This is a genomic window from uncultured Selenomonas sp. (genome assembly GCA_905372355.1).
In the GTDB taxonomy this organism is placed as follows: Bacteria; Bacillota; Negativicutes; order Selenomonadales; family Selenomonadaceae; genus Selenomonas.
In genome coordinates this window covers 1-20,832 of the sequence record CAJPOT010000007.1, presented here as the reverse complement: position 1 = coordinate 20,832, position 20,832 = coordinate 1, and the positions used below count along the sequence as shown (strand labels likewise).

Annotated in this window: 21 protein-coding genes; 13 read left to right on the top strand and 8 right to left on the bottom strand. The window is 52.2% G+C overall.

All coding sequences use genetic code 11. The features are described from left to right. Window positions 1-19: 19 nt before the first annotated feature. Genes QZ177_RS05960 through QZ177_RS05950 form a run of 3 tightly spaced genes read right to left on the bottom strand, consistent with a single transcriptional unit; the run spans window position 20 to window position 3,093 of the window. Window positions 20-1,093, bottom strand: coding sequence for a glycosyltransferase (locus tag QZ177_RS05960; protein ID WP_294176006.1), 1,074 nt, complete (start codon window positions 1,091-1,093; stop codon window positions 20-22). Further along, the gene (locus QZ177_RS05955; protein ID WP_294176005.1) at window positions 1,053-2,108 is read right to left on the bottom strand and encodes a glycosyltransferase family 9 protein; all 1,056 of its coding nucleotides are present in this window, start codon (window positions 2,106-2,108) and stop codon (window positions 1,053-1,055) included. Before QZ177_RS05955 ends, QZ177_RS05960 begins: the two co-directional genes overlap by 41 nt. Window positions 2,109-2,130: 22 nt before the next feature. Beyond that, window positions 2,131-3,093: a hypothetical protein gene (locus QZ177_RS05950; protein WP_294176004.1), complete on the bottom strand. Its 963-nt coding sequence runs from the start codon at window positions 3,091-3,093 to the stop codon at window positions 2,131-2,133. Between the two features lie 1,092 nt (window positions 3,094-4,185). On the opposite strand from QZ177_RS05950, the gene QZ177_RS05945 reads away from it, so the two are divergent. From QZ177_RS05945 to QZ177_RS05905, 9 genes are all read left to right on the top strand, one after another. Next, window positions 4,186-5,316: an LTA synthase family protein gene (locus QZ177_RS05945; protein WP_294176002.1), complete on the top strand. Its 1,131-nt coding sequence runs from the start codon at window positions 4,186-4,188 to the stop codon at window positions 5,314-5,316. A 12-nt stretch (window positions 5,317-5,328) separates the two neighbouring features. Further along, window positions 5,329-6,234, top strand: coding sequence for a beta-1,4-N-acetylgalactosaminyltransferase (locus QZ177_RS05940; protein ID WP_294176000.1), 906 nt, complete (start codon window positions 5,329-5,331; stop codon window positions 6,232-6,234). Window positions 6,235-6,322: 88 nt separating this feature from the next. Beyond that, the gene (locus tag QZ177_RS05935; protein ID WP_294175998.1) at window positions 6,323-7,225 is read left to right on the top strand and encodes a VirK/YbjX family protein; all 903 of its coding nucleotides are present in this window, start codon (window positions 6,323-6,325) and stop codon (window positions 7,223-7,225) included. A 479-nt stretch (window positions 7,226-7,704) separates the two neighbouring features. Next, entirely contained in the window at window positions 7,705-8,931 is a 1,227-nt protein-coding gene (locus QZ177_RS05930) for an AAA family ATPase (RefSeq protein ID WP_294175996.1), read from the top strand. Window positions 8,932-8,943: 12 nt separating this feature from the next. Beyond that, window positions 8,944-9,600: a hypothetical protein gene (locus tag QZ177_RS05925; protein ID WP_294175994.1), complete on the top strand. Its 657-nt coding sequence runs from the start codon at window positions 8,944-8,946 to the stop codon at window positions 9,598-9,600. A gap of 87 nt (window positions 9,601-9,687) precedes the next feature. Then, a complete protein-coding gene (locus tag QZ177_RS05920) occupies window positions 9,688-10,002 on the top strand; it encodes a nucleotidyltransferase domain-containing protein (RefSeq protein WP_294175992.1) in 315 nt (104 codons plus the stop codon). Then, window positions 9,959-10,348: an HI0074 family nucleotidyltransferase substrate-binding subunit gene (locus QZ177_RS05915; RefSeq protein ID WP_294175991.1), complete on the top strand. Its 390-nt coding sequence runs from the start codon at window positions 9,959-9,961 to the stop codon at window positions 10,346-10,348. Before QZ177_RS05920 ends, QZ177_RS05915 begins: the two co-directional genes overlap by 44 nt. A 98-nt stretch (window positions 10,349-10,446) precedes the next feature. Further along, the gene (locus QZ177_RS05910; RefSeq protein WP_294175990.1) at window positions 10,447-10,953 is read left to right on the top strand and encodes a flavin reductase family protein; all 507 of its coding nucleotides are present in this window, start codon (window positions 10,447-10,449) and stop codon (window positions 10,951-10,953) included. Between the two features lie 18 nt (window positions 10,954-10,971). Beyond that, complete coding sequence (locus QZ177_RS05905) at window positions 10,972-11,700, top strand: Crp/Fnr family transcriptional regulator (protein WP_294175988.1); 729 nt, start codon at window positions 10,972-10,974, stop codon at window positions 11,698-11,700. Between the two features lie 67 nt (window positions 11,701-11,767). Here the strand turns inward: QZ177_RS05905 and QZ177_RS05900 are convergent, their stop codons facing one another. The 5 genes from QZ177_RS05900 to QZ177_RS05880 all read right to left on the bottom strand — a co-directional run bounded on the left by QZ177_RS05900 (window position 11,768) and on the right by QZ177_RS05880 (window position 18,379). After that, entirely contained in the window at window positions 11,768-13,468 is a 1,701-nt protein-coding gene (locus QZ177_RS05900; protein WP_265070218.1) for a ribonuclease J, read from the bottom strand. Window positions 13,469-13,673: 205 nt separating this feature from the next. Further along, entirely contained in the window at window positions 13,674-13,943 is a 270-nt protein-coding gene (locus tag QZ177_RS05895) for a helix-turn-helix transcriptional regulator (protein WP_006193394.1), read from the bottom strand. A gap of 28 nt (window positions 13,944-13,971) precedes the next feature. Next, window positions 13,972-14,328, bottom strand: coding sequence for a type II toxin-antitoxin system RelE/ParE family toxin (locus QZ177_RS05890; protein ID WP_009644905.1), 357 nt, complete (start codon window positions 14,326-14,328; stop codon window positions 13,972-13,974). 154 nt (window positions 14,329-14,482) lie between these two features. Further along, window positions 14,483-16,480, bottom strand: coding sequence for a molybdopterin-dependent oxidoreductase (locus QZ177_RS05885; protein ID WP_294175978.1), 1,998 nt, complete (start codon window positions 16,478-16,480; stop codon window positions 14,483-14,485). Between the two features lie 123 nt (window positions 16,481-16,603). Beyond that, window positions 16,604-18,379 (bottom strand): DNA mismatch repair protein MutS, encoded by a 1,776-nt coding sequence (locus QZ177_RS05880; RefSeq protein ID WP_294175976.1) that lies wholly within the window; start codon window positions 18,377-18,379, stop codon window positions 16,604-16,606. 170 nt (window positions 18,380-18,549) lie between these two features. Here QZ177_RS05880 and QZ177_RS05875 point away from each other — a divergent pair, with 170 nt between their 5' ends. From QZ177_RS05875 to QZ177_RS05860, 4 genes are all read left to right on the top strand, one after another. Continuing rightward, on the top strand, window positions 18,550-18,825 hold the full coding sequence (locus QZ177_RS05875) for a type II toxin-antitoxin system RelB/DinJ family antitoxin (RefSeq protein ID WP_009644895.1): 276 nt from the start codon (window positions 18,550-18,552) through the stop codon (window positions 18,823-18,825). Beyond that, window positions 18,818-19,057: a Txe/YoeB family addiction module toxin gene (locus QZ177_RS05870; RefSeq protein ID WP_294175972.1), complete on the top strand. Its 240-nt coding sequence runs from the start codon at window positions 18,818-18,820 to the stop codon at window positions 19,055-19,057. The genes QZ177_RS05875 and QZ177_RS05870 overlap by 8 nt, the downstream gene beginning before the upstream one ends. A gap of 393 nt (window positions 19,058-19,450) precedes the next feature. Then, entirely contained in the window at window positions 19,451-20,104 is a 654-nt protein-coding gene (gene ccmA / locus QZ177_RS05865) for a heme ABC exporter ATP-binding protein CcmA (protein WP_366461752.1), read from the top strand. Further along, the gene (locus QZ177_RS05860; RefSeq protein ID WP_294175968.1) at window positions 20,061-20,741 is read left to right on the top strand and encodes a heme exporter protein CcmB; all 681 of its coding nucleotides are present in this window, start codon (window positions 20,061-20,063) and stop codon (window positions 20,739-20,741) included. The genes ccmA and QZ177_RS05860 overlap by 44 nt, the downstream gene beginning before the upstream one ends. The last annotated feature ends 91 nt before the right edge of the window (window positions 20,742-20,832 follow it).

Sequence of the window (20,832 nt, the reverse complement as noted above, 5' to 3'; positions counted from 1 at the left end):
CGTTAATATGACTTCAACTTTAAAAATTATCCATCTCAGGACAGATTCTGCTTTGGACGAAAGAACGGATCGAGGTGTGGGGAATGGCATCTTTATATCCTTTTTGAGCGATTTCTTGGCGTAATTTTTCATGACTTAAGTAATATTTTATTTTTTCTATGAGATCATATTCGTTGAGAAAAGAGATCATAGAATCTGCTCGCAATATGCCGTCATCGATGCCTTTTTTGTAGATATGATCTGTCAATTGGAAAGAGCCTGTTGCTAGAATCTCGAATGTTCGTGGATTTAAGCAAACATGTTCTATTTCACCTAAGTTTAAGCAGATTTTACTGTGCCGATAGATTTTGGCAACTACTATATTGTTAATATAATGATTGATTAAGTAGGGGAATAAGTAGGGATGCTTGTGAGAGTATTGAAATTTTTTCCAAAAATATTTTTTATCATACCACAATCCAGCAACAAAGAGTTTTAAATTCTCTTGGTGACAATATTCTCCCACTTTATCAAGTAATAATACTCGTTGGGGGTTAGGATTGCCGATAAAGCAAATATCTATATCTTTTTTTGTTTTGATAAAGGAGAAAGCATCTTCATCATATCCTAAGGGGCAATAAGAGGTGGGACGTGAATATTTCTCTTGGATATAAAGGACATCTGCTTTTTCGAAACAAAAGATATGAGAAAAATGTGGAATGAGTCTTTCTAAACCTGGAAATCTTTCTATTCCATCCCAAAGCCATAAAAATCTTGGAATTTTTAGACTGGTTAGGTAATCTAATAGCAAGTTATCGATATAAAGTCCGCTGAGAGCGAGTAATAAATCTGGATTGAAATCTTCATAGCAAATTCTCAAACGTTTGCATTGCGCTTCTTCATACTGGTGTTTCAGTGAAGTATAACCTAATTTATAAAGCTTCCTTTGTAAATACTTGCAATCCGAATAAAACTCATTGCAAGTAAAGAGAAGTACGTTGTATCCGAGTTTTTGTAAGGCTTTTTGTACTCCTTGGGGATGTGGAAGTAGGGGGGGGCTAGGAGTAGGATTCTCATGGCGTAACCTCTTTTTGGGACGAAAAAAGAATCTCATCTATTGCATTATGAATCATGTCAACGGTGATGCCGTTTAAACAGCCCATCTTTAAACAGGTTTTCGATTTTTCCGAGTTGCAGGTTGAACTGCATGTCATGTGCATGCTGATGGGATGACAAAAAGGGCCCGCCCATCGTGAAGGTACATCTGTCGTAAAGAGCGCGATGGTCGGCGTTTTCCTTGCACATGCTATATGCATGGGACCGCTATCTGTAGCAATGACTAATTGAGCACGATCCAACAAGGCTATGAGTTCACGTAAGGAGAGACAGCCGCTTAAATCATATATGTTGTTCGTTCCTTCTTGTTGCTTTAATGATTGTAGATATGACAACGGATGATCGTGGGATAAGACAATCTCATAAGGATAGTTTTTTTGAAGATGTTCAATTGCTGCCGTGACTAAGGATGGAGGAATTGATTGAGCGGTTCTGCCTACTGGGGCAAATACAATATATGGTTTCTCCTCGTTCAAGGATCGCCCTAACTGATGAAGCTTCGTTTTTACGGAATGCCACTCTTCTTCTGTTGGAGTAGATACATCGTAATGTGCGTCTATGGACAATTGCATGCCTAAAGCTTGCTCTAACTGATTGGCAATGGATTGGGGGCGATACTGTGTACCATAAGAGTCTAAATGAGGTAAGACGAGATGAAAATATTTCCGCTTGAGGTATTTTTCTTTGCATACGCCTGCACAAAAGGAGACTCTCAGAAACTTCAGCATACGAGCGTATAGCGATTGCCATGTGGTGAAGACGATGATATCTTGTTGGTGCAGTAGTCGAGCCGTTTTTAGGATTCCTGTGACAGATTTATCAATGGGACAAACACGAGAGACGTAGGGTAGACGATCCACCATTTTTAAATTTCCTGGATGTGACATGATGGTGATTTCACATTCGGGAAATTGGTTTTTCAGTTCACGTAAGGCAGGCGTCAGCATAATCAGGTCACCCATGCCAGGAGTACTTTCAACCAATAATCGTACATTGTTCAGATTGATTTCCATGAAGGGGAACCCTCCTCTGTTGTCAAATATCTTGCTCGGGATAGAAATATCTCTTGCATTCGACAAGGAAAGAATCAACGGCATCATCGTTTTCCTTGTGCATCTTATGGATTCGCTCAAACATCTTTTCGCGTGTAGCTAAGGCGTATTCAATCGCCTCTGGTGTATTGCCCCAAGCAATGCCGTAGCCTTCTTCTTCTTTTCCAATGCAATCGGTGCGTGTTTTTCCTTCTTCAAGCATGACGATCGGGATGCAGCCGCACATGGCGGCGATGAGACTGTAGGAAGTGTACATATCGTAACAATAGCAATATTTTTTCTGATTGAGGATTTCTGCAATCTCATGTTTGGAAAGTTTGTCGATGACGGGTCCGTCAAACTGCTTGGGCAAGTCTGCGCGGTCATGTCCTTTGTGCACGATGTAGCAGCAGCCGGAACGCTCTCCAAAATTTGTCTGTTTCCACATGTCTTCGTCTAGAGCTTGTAGATATAATTTGCGTCCAAAAGGGTTTAATGTCTCGTCATTAAACAGTTCATGATAAGTAAAAATGAGAGCATCCTTTGCGTAAGCGTTAGCGTCACCCTTGTAGGGATTGAAAAATAAAAGCCAGTAAATGGTTTTCTTGGCACATAAAGGGTTTCCATAGACGATTTCAGGATAGATTACAATGGTTTCGTCATCAATTGTTGGAAGATACTTTTGCTGGCAGCCTTTTACTGGAAAGTACGCGTAGCCGTTGTAGCGAGGTTTTTTGGTGAACTTCGCCTTGGGAAATAATTGTGCTTTGAGTCGTCGAGGAATATCATGCCGTAAGAAGCAAATATGATCGAATAAAAACGTGGCATAGGATATAGGATATTTTCTGTCAAATGCGGTATAAAAAATTTTTGCATCATGGCCGTGATCCATCAATAGTTTGCATAGGATATGAAGAACAATAGCTCCTCCACTGGTTTGACGTGGACTGACAATGAGAAATTTCATATGGATGGACATCCTTTCGATTGTTGGCTTAATGCTGAATTTCGTTAACTTGCTCTGTTAAGTATAACTAAGAATCATGAATATTTCAATGGGCATGGGGGTGGTGGTATGACTTCGAAACGTGTTTATCAGAACGAGGGCAGTTTTTTGAGTGTTGTTTGCAGCAGACCTCGGAAGTCCCTTTTTTGACAGGGGTTCTTGTGATATACTTTGAGATGACAGTTTTCGACTGCATTCACCATACGAGGAGGCCTGGCATTGCGGCTTGAACGGTTTTTTGCGAATCTGCAGAAGGATTTGAAGGTTTTTCTATTCCTTCTCCTTATTATATGTTTTTATCGTGTATATTTCATGGTATATATGTCGGAATCGATAGCGCCGACCACTTCGATGGGGGAGGTGTTTCTGGCGCTTTGGCTGGGGTTTCGTCTCAGTCTGAAATCAGCGGGGGCGATCGCGCTTCTTGGTTTTGTTTTCTGCTCTTTGCCGGAACTAGTTCTGCCGAAGCTGCGGCTTGCTCGTTTGCGGCTTTGGCTCGGAACGGCGGGGAGTGCGCTTCTTGCCGTGCTCTTTCAGGCGCGGTTTCCGTATTATGAGGTTTTTCATGCGACGTTTGGCAGGGAGATCGTGCAAGGGCTGCACGATGATACGCAGACAATCTTCTCGATGTTAGTTGAATCGTATGCGCTGCCGATGCGCCTTTTGGCAGCCGTTGTTTTGACTGTGGCTTCCTATTTTCTGCTTCGTCGTCTGCTGCGTACGGAAACGATACCTTTGCCGAAATGGTTGAATCGGCGGGCGGTAGGCGTGGGGCTGTTTTTATTCATTCCGATATTTTTTATCTTTATTCGCTTCGGGGGAAGTTTTAATTATGAGCATTCGATCAATTGGGAGAATGCTTCAGTCACAAAAGACCCTTTTCTTAATGAGTGTATTTTGGATGATCTTCAGGCGATGTATCGCGTACGAGATTTTTATCTTAATATGCAAAAGAATGGCGGTCTTGGTCTCATTGATGTATCGCGTGCTGAGGAATATAGTAGTTTCTTAAGAGGAGACAGGGCTAAGGGAGTGGGGCTTGAGGCGAGTCTCATGCGCACGACGAGGGGGGCGCGACTGCCGAAGCCAAAGCATATTTTCATCATCCTTGGCGAAACGTATGCGCAATGGCCGATGCTCCCCGAGTATGCGGATCTTCATGGCGCCGATGGCATTAAGAGTCTGATTGCTGAGGATCGAGCTTTTTATACGCAGTCCTTTATGCCGAACGGTACGTTTACATTGGTGGCGATCACGGGACTTGTCACGGGTCTCAGCGATGTCGGCATGGATTTGAATTATCAGCCGAAGAGCTATCAGGAGGTGTACCTCACTTCGATGGCGCCGCAGTTTCATCGCTTAGGCTATCGTGTGGAGTTTTGGTATGGGGGCTATCCTGAATGGGATTCCATCAAGAAACTGTCACTCGCCCAAGGGTTCGATGCATTTTACGGTGCGCCGGATTATAATGCGCCGCAGCAAAATATTTGGGGGACGACAGACGGTCATCTCTTCGAGGCGCTTTACGATCATTTGGCGGAGGAAGAACCGACGGTTCATCTCATCATGACGATTTCCAATCATCCGCCTTACGATGTCAATCTTGCTGCAGAGGGCATTGATACGGCGGATTTGGAAAGTGCGCTGCAGGGACGCACAGAGCATCCGAAGCAGCTGGCATTGGAAGTGGGGCACTACCGCTATATGGATAAGGTGGTGACAGATTTCGTGCGCAGGACGATGACGGCGTACCCGGACAGCATTTTCGTGATTACGGGTGATCATTCGATTCGCATGGATCCGACAGCGCAGCCGACACTTTTTGAGCACGAAAGCGTGCCATTCGTTTTGTATGGCAACGGCGTGACGAAGGATATCTTGCCCAAGGATGCTGTAGGTGGGCATACGGCGATTGTACCGACGCTGATCGAGCTGATCGCACCTGAGGGCTTTTCGTACACGTCGATTGCACGCAGCATGACGGAAGGAACGAAGTATGCGTTCAACTCGGATTGTTGGATTAGTCGTGAAGCTATAGGCAATATCGATGACGACCGCATGGAGATTTTGCCGGGAATTGCATCGCCGCAGGAAGATCTTGCAGCAGAGCGAGAGGCAGCGCTCTATGAGGTTGCTGCGATGAGGACGCTTTCGCGAATCTTAATTGGGGATAAGGGAAAGTGAGGATGCAGGATATTGGCGATTTACGATTGTTTTACGTTTTATAACGAATATGAACTTCTTGAATGGCGTTTGAAGATGCTTTACGATGTTGTCGATTTGTTTGTCATTGTCGAGGGAAATCGTACGTTTCAAAATAAGCCTAAAGAGTTTAATTTCCCTAAATATGAGATGCTCTTTGCACCTTACGAGAAAAAAATTCGCTATGTGGCGATTGAGGAAGAAATGCCATATGAAAGCGACTGGTCAATTGAGATTTTTCAGCGAAATTATATCAAGAATGCTCTTGTTGACTGCAAGGCCGACGATATTATCCTTTTGTCCGATGTCGATGAATTTGCTACGCCGGAGCTTTTGCAACAAGTGAAAGATGGCTTGGGTGAAGTTCATATTTTTTCTACGTTCGAACGTGTGGCAGAGCGTGAGGGGCTGCGCGGTTTGTCGCGCAATACGCGTTGTTTTTTGCGGTCATTGCCTTATATGAGAAAACGATCGTCCATACGGGAGTTCTTGCGGTATAGCCCTGTGGTATGTGAGCAGACGATGTATAATTTTTTTATCAATTATCAAAGAGATTCGAACTGGTGCGGTTTGATTCTTGCGGAATATGGGCAGATCACGGATATGCAAACGCTGCGTTCACGGCGTAATCAGTTTCCGCTGGTATACGGCGGCTGGCACTTTTCATCTTTGGGTGGTCTGAAGATGATTCGCAATAAGATCAACTCGACATCCGACGGAATGTGCAATCCCATTTATAGTTTGCCAGAAGAAGAGCAGAATCAAGTGATCGAAGAAGCGCTGGAGAAAGGCTATATTTGGTGGCGAGATGAGTATTTGAAAAAACGTACCTTGGAGGATATGGATATTCCGTGGATTGAATGGTTTGCGAAGAAGTATCCGTATATGTATCATGGCTGAGAACCATGATTGAGTTTGATTTTAAAGAAACAATGATAAATGCAGCATCGTATAATGAAATGGGTTTGGATGCTAAGGAGAACAAGCTGTGCAGAGTTTTTGGAGCTTAGGGAAGAAAATATATAACATGTCGAATCCGCGCGAAGCGCGTCGCTGCGTGGTGTTTTGTGCGCGTGCGATGGCGAATCGCTCGCGGATGCGGCAGATTGACGCTTTTTTTCAGCAGGATGCGATCTTGCAGCAGGTGGCAGATGTGTGTCCGTTCGTCTATGAGCAGCCGACGCGGGCGTTTTTCTATAACAAGTCCACGTTTGAGGAACGCGCTGCGCTTGTTGAGACGCATATAAGGTTCTTGCGGAATGTGTTGGCAGAGGATATCCTACTAGATCTTTATCGGCATAAATCCGTGCCGCTCTGGCATGGTGCGGCATGCATGGAGAAAGAACTCGCTGCGTTTCTTCTTTTCGAACCGGGACAGCGCAAGGAGGGGCTTCTTTCCGTCATGCTGCGACTTGGTGAGAGTGCGCTTTATCAGATCATCTTCTGGCTGAATGAAGCGCCGGATGGCGAGATGGCGATGTGGATCGGTGCGATGCAGGGGCCGAATATGGAAAATGCGAAGGATGTCGTCAAGCAGGTGACGAAGGCGTGTCATGCCTACCGCACGAAGAATCTCATCCTCTATATGACGCAGGCAGTTGCAAGAGCTTTGGGGCTTAAGCATATTTATGCCGTATCGAACGAGGGCTATTACGCGAACAACCATATCCGTCGCGACCGCAAGCTCAAGACGGATTTCGGCGCTTTCTGGGAAGAAGCGGGCGGCCATGTGCTGGTGGATGCACGCTTCTATGAACTTCCGCTCGTTGAGACACGAAAGACGATGGAGGAAGTGCCGACGAGAAAGCGCGCCGTTTACCGTCGCCGCTTTGTTTTTTTAGATGATGTGGATGTGCAGATTGCGGAGAATATGGGGAAGCTCTTGAAATAAGGGAAGACGATGTTCTCGGACGAGGATGCAAGATGACGATGCATGGATGTAAGCGAGTGGCGGAATTTGTTGCATATGATTGAACAATGTAACAAAGATGTAAATGTGTGTTATGTTGTTGTGCTGATGTTATAAAATTTAGGTAACAAACTATAAAATGTTATAAACTATATAAAACTATTGAACAAGAATGGTGTTTCTGTTATCGTTTTACCATGAAGCCCCAAGAGGTCAAGCCGAAGGCGCAGACCGATTGGCTAGGCTTCTGTAAGGGCGGCGCACAATGTCCACAAAGTGGACGTTTGTGCGTGTAGTTTACCATGAAGCCCCAAGAGGTCAAGCCGAAGGCGCAGACTGGGAGGTTTTTCGATGAATCTGCCGAAATCTATCCGCGAGGGGAGCGGCAGAGCTGTTATCATTGCAGTATATTGTGTGTTGTGTTTTTTGGTACGCGAGTGCGCGGAGAAGGAGGGGGCTCGATGGGGAAAATCTTAGGTATGGGGATCCAAAACTATGGGTCATTGAAAAATATTAAAATGGGGAAGCTTCTCAGTGATACGAGCAACGAGGAATTCGGCAATATGGTCGCAATTATCGGGCAGAGCGGAAACGGGAAGAGCACATTGGCGGATGCGTTCGGCTTCCTATCGGATTGCTTGTCCACGGATGTGGAAACTGCTTGCGATGCAAATAATCGTGGGGGATATGATCAATTGCTTTCGCAAGGCAGCCAAGAAGCTATCCATTTTGAAATATATTATCGAGAAACATCGAATACACGTCCTATAACCTATGAGCTTACGATTGATAAGGATGATGCGGGCAGACCTTATGTGAAAGAGGAGCGATTGAGGCAACGCCGCATGGGGCATAAAAGCGGTAGACCACTTTCTTTTTTGTATCTGAAAGAAGGCCGTGGCTATGCTTTCGAAGGTGATGATGGTGGTATGGACGATGATTGCGGCATTGATCGCGGCGAGAAGAAAGATGTGCGCCTTGCCGATTTGCGCAAATTGGGGGTTGTAACACTCGGGGCGATGAAGCAATATTCGCGTATTGAAAAGTTTCTGAATTTCTTGCAGAGTTGGTATTTATGCTATTTTACTCCCGATGCTGCGCGTCAGGTACAGACGGTCGTGCCAAGTCCGTATCTGAATCGCACGGGAAGCAATCTAAACAATGTTGCGCAGTATATGTACCGTGAAAACCCCAAGGCATTCAAGAAGGTCTTGGAAGAAATAAAGGGCAAGATACCGAATATCGAGAGAATCGAGCCGCTCAAACTGCCGAATGGTCAAATGGTTTTGGAGTTTTGGCAGAAAGGGTTCGAGAAACCGTTTTTTTCACAAAGAATGTCCGATGGTACGTTGAAGCTCTTTGCTTATTATCTCTTGCTCAATGAGAGGAATCCAAGGCAGCTTGTATTTGTGGAAGAGCCGGAAAATGGTCTGTATCATAAATATTTGGGAAAACTTGCTGAAGAAATGGATAAGAATGTGGGCACGGGATATGCGAAGCAGGTATTTGTGACAACGCACAGTCCTTTTTTCGTCAATGCACTGCAGCCGAAGCAGGTATGGGTGTTGGAAAAAGACTCGCAGGGATTTTCTACAATCAAGCGCGCATCGGATTATCGCTTCGTTAATGCTTTGGTCGAAGAGGGCGTTTGCTTGGGCGATTTATGGTACGATACATATTTTGGTTGAGGAGTCGATCTTGTGCATATTCAATTCATGATTGAGGACTCATCGAGTGCCGCTTTGATCGAGGTGCTGATGGGGAAGCTGAAGGATAGCGTCTCTTTGCTGACGTATGATGTTAAGCATTTTCATGGGATTGGCGGTTTCACTAGGAAAAATACGGTGAAGGAGATAAAGACAGGAAAATTGCTCAATGATCTGGCCACCTATTTGCGAGGTTTTTCTAAAAGTTTGCAGGGCATCCAAGCAGCCATTTTTGTGATTGTGGATAACGATGACCGTGATACGATTGAATTTCGTCTCGCGTTGGAAGAGGTTGCCGTTAAAAACCATATCGCAGTCGACCGAGTGTTCTGCATCGCGGTGGAAGAGGTGGAGGCGTGGTTGTTGGGGGATAAAGCAGCCATCTACAAGGCGTATCCTCTGGCGAAAAAGCAGGTGTTGGACAGCTATGAACAAGACAGCATTTGCGGGACATGGGAAGTTCTGGCGGAAGCGATTCATAAGGGTGGTCTCAGAAGCTTAAAAAAGTCGTGCGCTTCTTATCGGGAAATTGGTTCGCGCAAGAAAGAATGGGCGGAGAAGATCGGCATGTATATGGACTGCGCTACAAATGAATCTCCGAGTTTTCGATATTTTTGGCAGGAATTGCAAAAACGACTTCCTGCTTGCTGAATGGCAGCAGTCTGCAGGCATGGCGGGAGAGGGTGGAAACTGCGAGGGGATGGCGTATGGAATAGGCGCAGACTGGGAGGTTTTTCGATGAATCTGCCGAATACTATTCGCGAAGGGATCGTGCGGCTTGCACGCAAGTACGGCTTGTCGCGTGTTGTGCTCTTCGGCTCGCGGGCGCGCGGGGACAACTGGGAGCGCAGCGATGTCGATCTCGCGGTTGCAGGAGGCGACGTTGTGCGGTTCTCGCTCGATGTGGACGAAGAGCTGCCGACACTCTTGATGTTCGATGTCGTCAACTTGGATGGTCCTGTGCAGCCGGAGCTTTTGGAAGAGATTCAGAGGGATGGTGTTTTGCTCTATGAAAAAGGCAGAGAATTTCTTCAAGGCACTACAGAATCTTAAGGAGATCAAAGGGAAGAAGCCTCCCTATGATACAATTGCGACGGCGGGCATGGTGTCGCTTTTCGAGATATGCTTCGAGCAGGCATGGAAAGCGATGAAGGAACAGCTGGAATTGAGCGGCTATGGTGAGCATAAGAGCGGCTCGCCGAAGAGCGTCATCAAGTTGGCGTATCAGGCGCGGATGGTCAAGGATGAAGAACTTTGGCTTGCGGCCTTACAGGCGCGTAACAATGTGGCGCACTTTTGCAGTGAGCCAATCGCGCTTTCCATTATTCGTGACAGTCAGGAGAAGTTCATCGCGATGTTCGAGCAGCTGGCGGAGGAGCTGCGGGAGAGGTGGCTGTGATAGAAGTTTGATGTTTATAAAATGCTCATTTTAGCAAAGATCAGGTGTAGGAGAAAAGGCGAATAGAGCCTGAGGAACCAATGAAGGAGGAACATAATATGGCATTCAAGGAGATTCAGCCGCAGGATTTGCAGGATAATGTATTTACGCTGATCGGCAAGGATTGGCTCGTCGTCTGCGGCGAGAAGAATGGCAAGGCGAACGCGATGACGGCCTCTTGGGGCGGCATGGGTGTGCTCTGGGGCAAGCCGGTCGTGTTCATCTTCATCCGTCCGCAGCGCTATACGAAGGAGTTCGTTGATGGGGCAGAAGGCTTCACGCTTTCCGTGCTCGACGAGTCGAAGCGCAAGGTCTTGAACTACCTTGGAACGGTGTCGGGGCGCGATGAGGCGAAGATCGAGAAGGCGGGACTTACGCCGCTTTCGGAAGGGGGCTTCACCTACTTTTCGGAGGCGCGGCTGGCGCTCTTTTGCCGCAAGCTCTATGCGCAGGAGCTGCAGCCCGAGTGCTTCATCGAGCGCGAATGCGATGTGAAGTGGTATCCCGAGAAGGATTACCATACGATGTATGCGGCGGAGATCGAGAAGGTTCTCGTTCGCGGCTAAGAGTTCTGGGAGGCAGACATGCGTCAGGAAATCAAGGAGCAGCTCAAGGGAACGAGCCTTGCGCGCGGCATGACGGATGAGGATGTTGAGGCGCTTCTCGCATCGAGCCAAGTGCGTCTCGTGCACTACAAGAAGGGCGAGATCATCTTTCACGAGGGTGATGTGCCCGAGCGCCTTTTTCTGCTCGTCTCAGGCGCTGTGCGCATACTGAAGGACACGTATTCGGGGCGGCAGATCTTCTTAGGGGAGATACGAAAACCCGGAGTGATGTTCGGCGAGGTATATCTCTTCATCGAGCGCCATGCCTACGATATGTTCACGCAGGCGCTCGCAGCGACGGAGCTTTTGGAGATTTCGAGCCGCATGTTGACGCAGGGCGCTGCGGAGGACGATTTCGGCGAGGCAGACGATCCGGAAAGAGCGCAGCGCGTGCGCCTGCAGGGACTCCTGCAGCGCAATCTGCTGCGTGATTTCGCACGCAAGGCGTACCAGATGAACAATATGCTTAAGGTGCTCGCGAGCGGCTCTTTGCGCGGCAAAATCGCACGCTATCTGATGTTGCAGCCGCAGAAGGCGGACGGTAAGATCTGCTTATCGGAGAGCCGCGAGTCTACGGCGATCTATCTCGCAGTGTCGCGCCCAGCTCTTTCGCGCGAGCTGAGCGCCATGCAGAAGGAGGGCATCCTCGCAGTGGAGTCGCGCACGATTCATATCTTGGATCGAGAGAAGTTGGAGGAGTATCTGTAAGTAATAAAAAAGGCGTACAGACCGTGGATTTTGGTCTGTACGCTTTTTTGTCTTGTGTGTACGATGGTTACGCTTCCATGATGATCGGCAGGATCATGGGGCGGCGGCGCGTGGCGTCGAAGATGAAGCGTCCGAGAACGTCGCGGATGGTCGTCTTGATGGAGGACCATTCGGTTATGTGCTCATCCTCGCACTTCTTGAGGGCGCTGAACACGCGCTTTCTGGCGGTATCCATGAGTTCTTCGGATTCGCGCACGTAGACGAAGCCGCGCGACACGAAGTCAGGGCCAGAGACTATGCGTCCGGAAGAGCGGTTGATTGTCACGACGACGATGATGACGCCTTCGCGCGAGAGCTGTTGGCGGTCGCGCAGGACGATGTTGCCGACATCGCCGACGCCGAGGCCGTCGATGAGCACGATGCCTGCTTGCACCTTGCCGTTGAGTTTCGCCGAGTTGCGCGTGAATTCAAGAATGCCACCGTTTTCGTTGAGAAAGATGTTCTCCTTGGGCATGCCGAGGCTCTCTGCAAGCTTGGCATGGCGCACAAGCATGCGGTACTCGCCGTGTACGGGCATGAAGTAGCGCGGGCGGATCAAATTGTGCATGAGCTTCAAGGCGTCCTGGCCGGCATGGCCGGAGACATGGATGCCCTCGCTCCTGCCGTAGACGACGTCAGCGCCGAGCTTCAGGAGAAGATCGATGGTCTTGCCGACGTAACGTTCGTTGCCGGGGATCGGCGTCGCCGAGATGATGATGGTGTCCATCGGCGTGATGTTGACCTTGCGATGTGAGCTCATCGCCATGCGCGTCAGGGCGGACATCGGCTCGCCTTGGCTGCCCGTCGTCGCGATGACGATCTGGTTGTCGTTGTAGCGGCCGATCTCGTCGATGTCGACGATCGTTCCCTCGGGCGCGGTCAGATAGCCAAGTTCCATAGCGATGTTCGTGACGTTGACCATGCTGCGGCCGAGGATCGCCACCTTGCGGCGGTAGCGCACGGCGGAGTCGATGATCTGCTGGATGCGCGAGACGTTCGAGGAGAAGGTCGCGACGATGATGCGCCCGCGTGCGCGCCGAAATACGCGGTCGAAGGCGACGCCGACGGTCGCTTCGCTCGGTACAGGCTCTGTGCGCTCGGCGTTCGTGCTGTCGGCAAGCATGAGCAGCACGCTCTTGTTGCCGATTTCCGAGAGCGTCTTGAAGTCCGTGAGCTTTCCGTCGACGGGCGTGTAGTCCATCTTGAAGTCGCCCGTGTGGAAGATCGTGCCGAGCGGCGTGCGGATCGCGAGCGCCACGGCATCGGGGATGCTGTGGTTCACGCGCACGAACTTGATGGCGAAACAGCCGAGCCGCAGCTGATCGCCCGCCATGATGGGATGGAGGTTCTGCGTTGAAACGCCGCGCTCCTCCAAGCGTCCCTTGAGAATGCCGAGCGTCAGCGGCGTGCCGTAGACGGGCACGTCGATCTGCGTGAGGACGTACGGCAGAGCGCCGATGTGATCCTCGTGACCGTGCGTCAGCACGATGCCTTTGATACAGTCGCGGTTTTCCAACAGATACGTGATGTCCGGAATGACGAGGTCGATGCCGAGCATATCCTCCGTCGGGAACATCAGTCCCGCGTCGATGACGAGGATATCATTGCCGAAGCGCAATACCGTCATGTTCTTGCCGATTTCCCCGAGTCCGCCCAAGGGGATGACCTGTAACTTTTTTGCGTTGGCCGAATGATTGGCAGAATGTGTGTTTGAAGAATTTGAAGCCAAAAAATATACACCTCCGAAAAATTTGTTTTAGGAAGCGCTAAATATATACGTGCTTCCTTTCGTGTCCTGTGTGATAGCTGAACATACGTCCAGCAAGTTTTAGCCGATCAATACACATCTCATAGTATTATATAACACATGAACTCTTTTTGCAAAAGAAAACGGTAAAAAGCCGCCCGTGAAGGCGGCGAACGGACAGGCCTCTTTATGGATTTTCTACTAAGGCGAGGCGAAGTCCCACGCAGTTGGAAATTTTGGCAAAAGTATCGAGCCTCGGCATGGCACCGCATCTTTCAAAACGAGCAATGGAAGATTGTGCAATGCCTGATCTTTGTGCCAAATCTCTCTGCGTCCAACCCTTTTTCTCGCGAGTTTCGATAATCTGCGCAACCAGACTTGCGGCAAGAGACAGTTCACTTTTTTCAGTTTCCGTCAAGGATTGAATTTCCTTTTTTTTGCTTTGCCAACTACGCATGATAAGGACTCCTTTTAGCTGTAGATTTTTAGCGTGATGAAAAATCTTTTTCCCATTGTTGTTTTTTTCGTAATGCTGTACGGATTTCCTGCACAGGCGTCTTCTGTGACTTTTTTGAGAAGGTGTGCAGCAAGACGATCGTGCCGTTCTGCCAGACGAAAAAAATGATTCGATCATCGCCTGGACGCAGTTCCCAAAGATCATCCCGCAGATAACGGCAGATTTTCTTTGGTGCGCGGGTTCCGAGTTGTTCCAATAATTCCAGCTGATAATAAAGGCGTTTCAGTTGCTGCTTTGCCTCTTTGTTTGTCATGGCGTGTTCGTCCAATGAGGCGATATAGTCATCGACCTCTTCTGTCATAAGGATTTCATAAACCGGATTCATTCGCATGACTCCTTCGGATTGGATAATAAAATGATAACATAAAAGTAATCAAAAAACAAGCACAACTGTCGTGTGGCAATAAAAAGCCGCCCATGAAGGCGGCGGGAATGTCATCGCAGTTCGTGAAGTTTCTGCAGGGCAGGGAGTCGTGGACTTACGACTCCCGCTCGATGCGGACGTTTACGTCGTAGAAGGTGCTGCCGCCGCCCTTGTCGGTCAGGCGCTGGCTGGTCAGCATGTTGAGGCCGCGCCTTCCCTTGCAGTAGGCACGCCACCAGACGCCTTCGCTGACGAGCGTGCCGGGGCGGACGCGGCGGCTCAGGGCGAGTGTGAAGCCGGCCGCGCCGCGCTCGTTGCTGCATACGACGGGATCGCCGTCCGCAAGCTCGAGCTTTTCTGCATCGTCGGGATGCATCAGCAGTTCCATGACCTTGCCGCGCGAGAGTTCTTCGCGCTCGTTGAAGGAGGAGTCGAGGATGCGTGGATCGGGAGCGCTGATGAATTGGAACGGTTCGTCGTCGCCGTGGGCGGGGAAGTAGTCGGGCAGGGGCGGCTCTTCCTTCGGATTCAGCAGTTCGATCTTGCCCGAGGGCGTTTTGAAGTCGAGCTTGTAATTCTCGGGCAGAGGAAGGTCGACGGGCAGTCCTGTGGCGAGTGCTGCCTTGTCTACGGGAAGCGGCCAGGCGTCGGTCGAGGCGATCAGCTCGTCGATGAGTTCATCCTCGCTTTTTTTGAAGAACGGGTCGTCAAGCCCTAAGGCATCGGCCAGCAGGCAGGCGACTGCCCAGTTCGGCTTCGACTCGCCGACGGGCGGAATAACGGCTTCGCCGCGCTGGATTGTGTAGTGTCCATAGGCTGCATAGATGTCGCTGTGCTCGAGCGAGGTCGTCGCCGGCAGCACGATGTCGGCGTAGAGCGCCGTGTCGGTCAGGAAGCGCTCGTGCACGACGGTGAAGAGGTCATCGCGCAGAAGTCCCTCGGTCACTTTCTTCTGGTCAGGCGCGGTGCAGGCAGGATTCGAGGAGTAGACGAAAAGGCTCTTGATGGGCGGCTCGGAGGCGGAGGTCAAGGCGTTGCCGATTTCGCACATGTTGACGAGGCGCACGTTTTTCCGCAGGTCGGGGCGCTGCACGATGTCCTTGCTGAAGGCTCGGCTGCCCGGCACGGAGGAGAGGAGGCCGCCGCCCGGCTTCTTCCATGCGCCGACGGCGGCGGGCAGAGCGAGCAGGAGGCGCGTCGTCATCGCGCCGTTCGTATAGCGCGAGAAGCCGCTGCCAAGACGGATGAAGGGCGCGCGCGCCTTGCCGTAGGCGAGGGCGAGTTCTCGTATGGCCTCGGGAGAAAGTCCCGTGACGGCAGCGGCGCTTTCCGGTGTATGATGCGGCAGGACATCTTTTTTCAGTTCTTGCCAGCCTTGGACATGTGCGGCGAGGAAAGTCTCGTCCGTGAGGCCCTCTTTTTCCAGCACATGGAGCAGTGCGAGCGCGAGTGCGCCGTCCGTGCCGGGGCGCACGAAGAAGGCGCGGTCGGCCTGACGCGCCGTTGCCGTCTCGTATGTATCGACGCACCAGATTCTGGCGCCGCGCTTTTTTGCCACCTGCACATCGTGCGCGAAGTGGATGTCCGTCGCGAGCATGGAGAGACTCCAGAGGATGATGAGATCGCTTTGCTGTGCTTCCTGCGGGCGGATGGCGAGGGTCGCTCCCATGACGGAGTTCCAGCCATAACGCTTTGCGGGGGAGCAGATCGTGCGGTCAAGTTCTGCCGCTCCGAGTGCGCGGAAGAGCGCGTGATAGGCGTCGTGCTGCAAGAGTCCCATCGTTCCTGCGTAGGAGTAGGGCTGTATGGCCTCCGCGCCGTACTGCGCGATGATTTCCTGCCAGCGTGCGGCGATTTCCTGCACCGCATCTCGCCAGGAAATCGGGCGGAACTCGCCCGCGCCCTTCTTTCCCGTGCGCTTGAGCGGCGTGAGGAGACGGCGCGGCGAATGGACGGTGCGCTCGTAATGCGCCATTTTCGGACAGAGCGTGCCGCGCGTGAAGCTGTGTGCGGGATCGCCTTTGACCTTTCGTGCCAGCCCACCCTCGACCTCGACGAGAAGGCCGCAGCAATCGGGACAGTCGTAGGGACAGACTGAGCGCAGGATTTCCATGATGATTCCTCCCAACAAGCAGAGTGAAGATAAGGCCGTGCACGAGCGTCCGCAAAGCGGGGCGTGTGCGTGCAGGCTATAAGCATAGCAGACAAAATCGCGGCTGGCAAGGCTTTCCCCGCATCACTCCATGATGCCCGCCATCTTCAGCAGATACTGAGCGTTGCGCGTCGTGCAGCGTCCTTCTTTGATCTTGTAGTCGAAGAGAAGCTTGTCGTCCTCGTAGCTTTCTTCAAAGTGCCAGTTCGTTACGGGAGCGGCGTCGTTCTCTATTTCGCAAAGCTCGAAGTCGTGCGTGGAGACGAGGGTGATGAAGTCCGCGCCTGTGAGGCGCGAAATGGCTTCTCTTGCACCGATGAGGCGGTCGGCGCTATTCGTGCCCTTGAAGATTTCGTCGATGACGATGAGCATGGGCAGGTTCTTTTCCTTGAACGCCATCATGCTCTTGATGCGCAGAATTTCGGCATAGAAGGTGGAAAGGCCGTGCGCCGCGTCGTCCGTCACGCGGATCGAGGTGAAGATGTGAAGCGGCGAGAGGCAAAGGCGTTCGCCCGGCACGGGGGCGCCCGCATAGGCGAGGACGCAGGCGCTTGCGACGGTTCTGAGGTACGTCGTCTTGCCCGACATGTTCGATCCCGTGATGATGCGCGTGCCTGCCGTCGCGTCGATGTCGTTCGGCACAGCCTTTTCCTCGGGAATCAGGAGATGGGTCAAGTTCTTGGCTTCGAGGCGCGGCGAAGCGTCTTCGAGGAGTTCGGGGAACGTGTACACTTCGCGCACGAGTCCCACGGTCGAGAGGGAGAGGAGCACTTCGGTCTCCGCCCAGACGGCGAGCCAGTCGCCGAGGTGCGCGGCGGCCTTTTCCTGCCAGTGTGCGATGCGGTGCGCGAAGTGCAGGTCGCTGAGGAAGAAGGCGTTGGCGAGCAGCAGGAAGATGAGGTTGTGACGCGTGTGCGCATGATCGGCGAGGGCGGCGAGGCGGCGCAGGGAGCGCGCGGCGCCGCCCGCCTTGAGCTGCGCCTGCAGTGCGATAAGGTGCGGGCTTTGGAATGTCGCATCTTCGAGGCGCGAAAAGAGACGCTCGTAGAGGCGCAATTCGCGGTGCATGGCGGCGAGCGGCTTCTGCGCGGCTGCCGTGCGCCTGCCGAGCGCGAAGGCGATGAGGAACTGCAGCAGCACGAGCATGGCGGGCATCGTCCAGCCGATGAGGGAAAGCGATGCGCCGACGACGGCGAGCGCGAGGGCGGCGGGAAGAACCCACGCGATGAAGGCCGTGCCCGCGTAGGGCTTCTCTGTATTTCTTTGCAGCGCTGCGAGGAGCGGCTTCGTATCGTGCCCGTCGGGCAGAAGGGCGGCTGCTGCCGTGAGGTCGAGGACGAGCCTGGGGCGGGCGATCAGTTCCTCGACGGCTTTCTGCCTCTTCCTCGCAAGCGTGAGATCGGCAGGGAAGGGGGAGAGCGCGTCGGCGAGGCGGTCGCGCCCCGCCTTCGTGCGTGCGGCGCAAAGGTACTGGTAGATGGAATCAGCGCCGAAGAGGCTCAGATCCTGCGCCTGCGGCAATTCGTCCCTCAGATATTCCGCGCCCGTCACAGGAAAGTTGTGCCACTCTCCCGAAAATCGTGCGAGGAAGTTTGAAAGCGCGGCGATGTGGCTCTCCAAGAGCAGGCGCTGCTCGAAGAGCCTGCCGTGACGGCGCAGGAGCGCGGTGAAGCAGCAGGCGAGCGCGACGGCGACGAGATATATCTCAAGTGCGCCCGTGTCCCAGGCGGCGGCGAGCGCGAGAAGGCACAGGAAGAACGTCGTGAGGCGCAGCCAGGAAAGCAGCTGTCCGCGCCGATCCAGCCGCCGCTTCTCGGCGAGATCCGTCTCTCGCGCCGCTTGGAAGAAATTTTTGTTCATAAAGCATCGTCCTCGTCTTTAACCGATATGTAATCCGTCTTTCCCTATATTATAAGCGTGAAACGCATCTGCGTCCAGTTCTCAGCCGCAGAATTCGCGAGGAATTTCGTTTGAGGATTCATTGGCAATGGTATATAATGAAAGAAATAAAGCTTATGGAGGTGCGTCGAATGGCACAGGATATTGTTGTATCCATGGACGATGATTTGAAATCGAATTTTGAAGAAGTGTGTGCGGATATCGGACTTTCTGCGCCTTCCGCTATCTTGATCTTTGCGCGGCGCGTCGCGCGGGAGCGCAGGATTCCGTTCGAACTGAGAGCCGCTCCTCTGACGGATTCGCTCTATTCGGAGAAGAGCCTGGCGCGTTTGCGTCGCGGCATTGCGCAGCTTGATGCTGGAAAAGGCGTGCAGCACGATTTGATCGAGGTTGCAGACGATGAATAAGGTCTGGTCGGACGATGCGTGGGAAGAGTACATTGCTTGGCAGATGCAGGACAAGAAAACCTTGAAACGGATCAACCTGCTGCTTAAGGATGTCGAACGTCACCCGTTCGAGGGAATCGGCAAGCCTGAGCCGCTCAGAGGAGAGTTGAGCGGCTTTTGGAGTCGGAGAATTGACGAGAAGAACCGTCTGCTTTATCGGGTGTCGCGAGATTCGTTGGAGATTTTACCATGAAACCCCAAGAGGTCAAGCCGAAGGCGCAGACCGATTGGCTAGGTTTCTGTAAGGCGTGAGGACATATGTACAGCGCGATTCCTTGATGACGCCGTCGTCAGAAGCGGCGGTGGAAGCAAGTCCTGCCGCTCTGCTTCACGGCTGAACATATGTCCTGAAAGTTTGTCCTGTAAAGGTCACTACGATTGACAATACCGCATTCTTGAAATGGTTTGCATAAGCTTCGGCGATGCATTTGTTTCAAGAGTGCGGTTTTTTGATACAAAATCATAGAGAATCATAAAAAAATCGCTAGCGTATGGAAAAAATTATGATATAATATATTCATATCATAAGATAAATTAAAGTGATAACATTTCTTGTTGTGACGAAGTGCGAAGGAGAGTGCTGCCGTTGGAAAATTCCTTGACGCTTTCCTTCGAGGATGCGGGCATATCCTTCGCGGGGCGCAGCGTGCTTCGGGGGCTTTCCTTCCAGCTTGCGGGCGGTACCGTCGCCAGCGTGCGCGGGGCGAACGGCAGCGGCAAGTCCACGCTCCTGCGCCTGGCGGCGGGGCTTCTGCGTCCGACAAAAGGGCGCGTCGCGCTGCGGACGGCGGCGGGAGAGGCCGAGGGAGCGGCGTGGCAGGCGAATCTCGCCTATCTCTCGCCCGAGCTTTCGCTCTACCCGCTGCTGACGGCGGCGGAGAACCTCGACTTCTTCCTCGGACTGCGCGGCATTGCGCTTTCCGATGCGGCGCGGCGGACGCTCCTCGCGCGCGTGGGACTCAAGGGGGCAGAGGCCTGGCGGATGCAGACGGCAAGCTTCTCGACGGGCATGCGCCAGCGTCTGAAGCTCGCCGTGCTGCTCGGCGCGGATGCGCCCTTCTGGCTGCTCGACGAGCCTGGCGCGAACCTCGATGAGGAAGGGCGCACGCTCCTCGCCTCGCTCGCACGCGAAGCGGCGGCAGAAGGCCGGCTCGTGCTCTGGGCGACGAACGAGCAAAAAGAGGAGGTGGCTGCCGATGCAAGGATCTGCATTGCAGGGGGCGCGGCTCATCTTTCGTAGGGAGGTCGCCTGTGCCATGCGCAGCCGCTCCTCCTGGGCGGCGATGTTCATGTTTTCGTTGACGGCGATCGCGGCGCTTTCCTTTGCGCTTCGTTGTGCGCCGCCTGAGCCGCAGGTAGCGGCGGGACTCTTGTGGGTCGTGCTGTTTTTCTCGGCGGAGGCGGGCGTCGGCCGGGCGTTCTACGAGGAGGCGGCGAGCGGCACGCTGCTCGCCCTGCGCATCTATGCCGGAGCGCAGGCGGTGTTCGTCGGCAAATTCTGCTACACGCTCTTCATGCTCACGGCGCTCGCCGTCTTTGACTTGGCGCTCTTCCAAGTCTTTCTCGGCTTTTCGCTGGCGGACTTCTTTGCCGCCCTGGTTTTTCTCCTCGTCGTATTTTTGGGCGTTTGGGGCTTGGCGGCGGCGGGCGTCATCGTCTCGGCGCTGACAGTCGGCGCGGGCGCGAAGAGCGGACTGTTTTCGGTGCTGCTGCTGCCTGTCGTTTTGCCCGTGTTTTTGCCCGCGCTCAATCTCACGGGCGAGCTTTTCAGCTCCCTCCTGCCGTCCTCTTCCCTGCTCGGCGCAATGGCGCTCTACGACATGATTCTGACGCTCGGCGCCTCGTGGCTCTTCGACTTCGTATGGCAGGAAATCTGAAACGGCGGCGAGAAAGGATGCTCGCCGATTCTTTCAAGGGAAGCGCTGATAAAATGAGGTCGCCCAGATTTGCACAGATGCGCTGTATCTA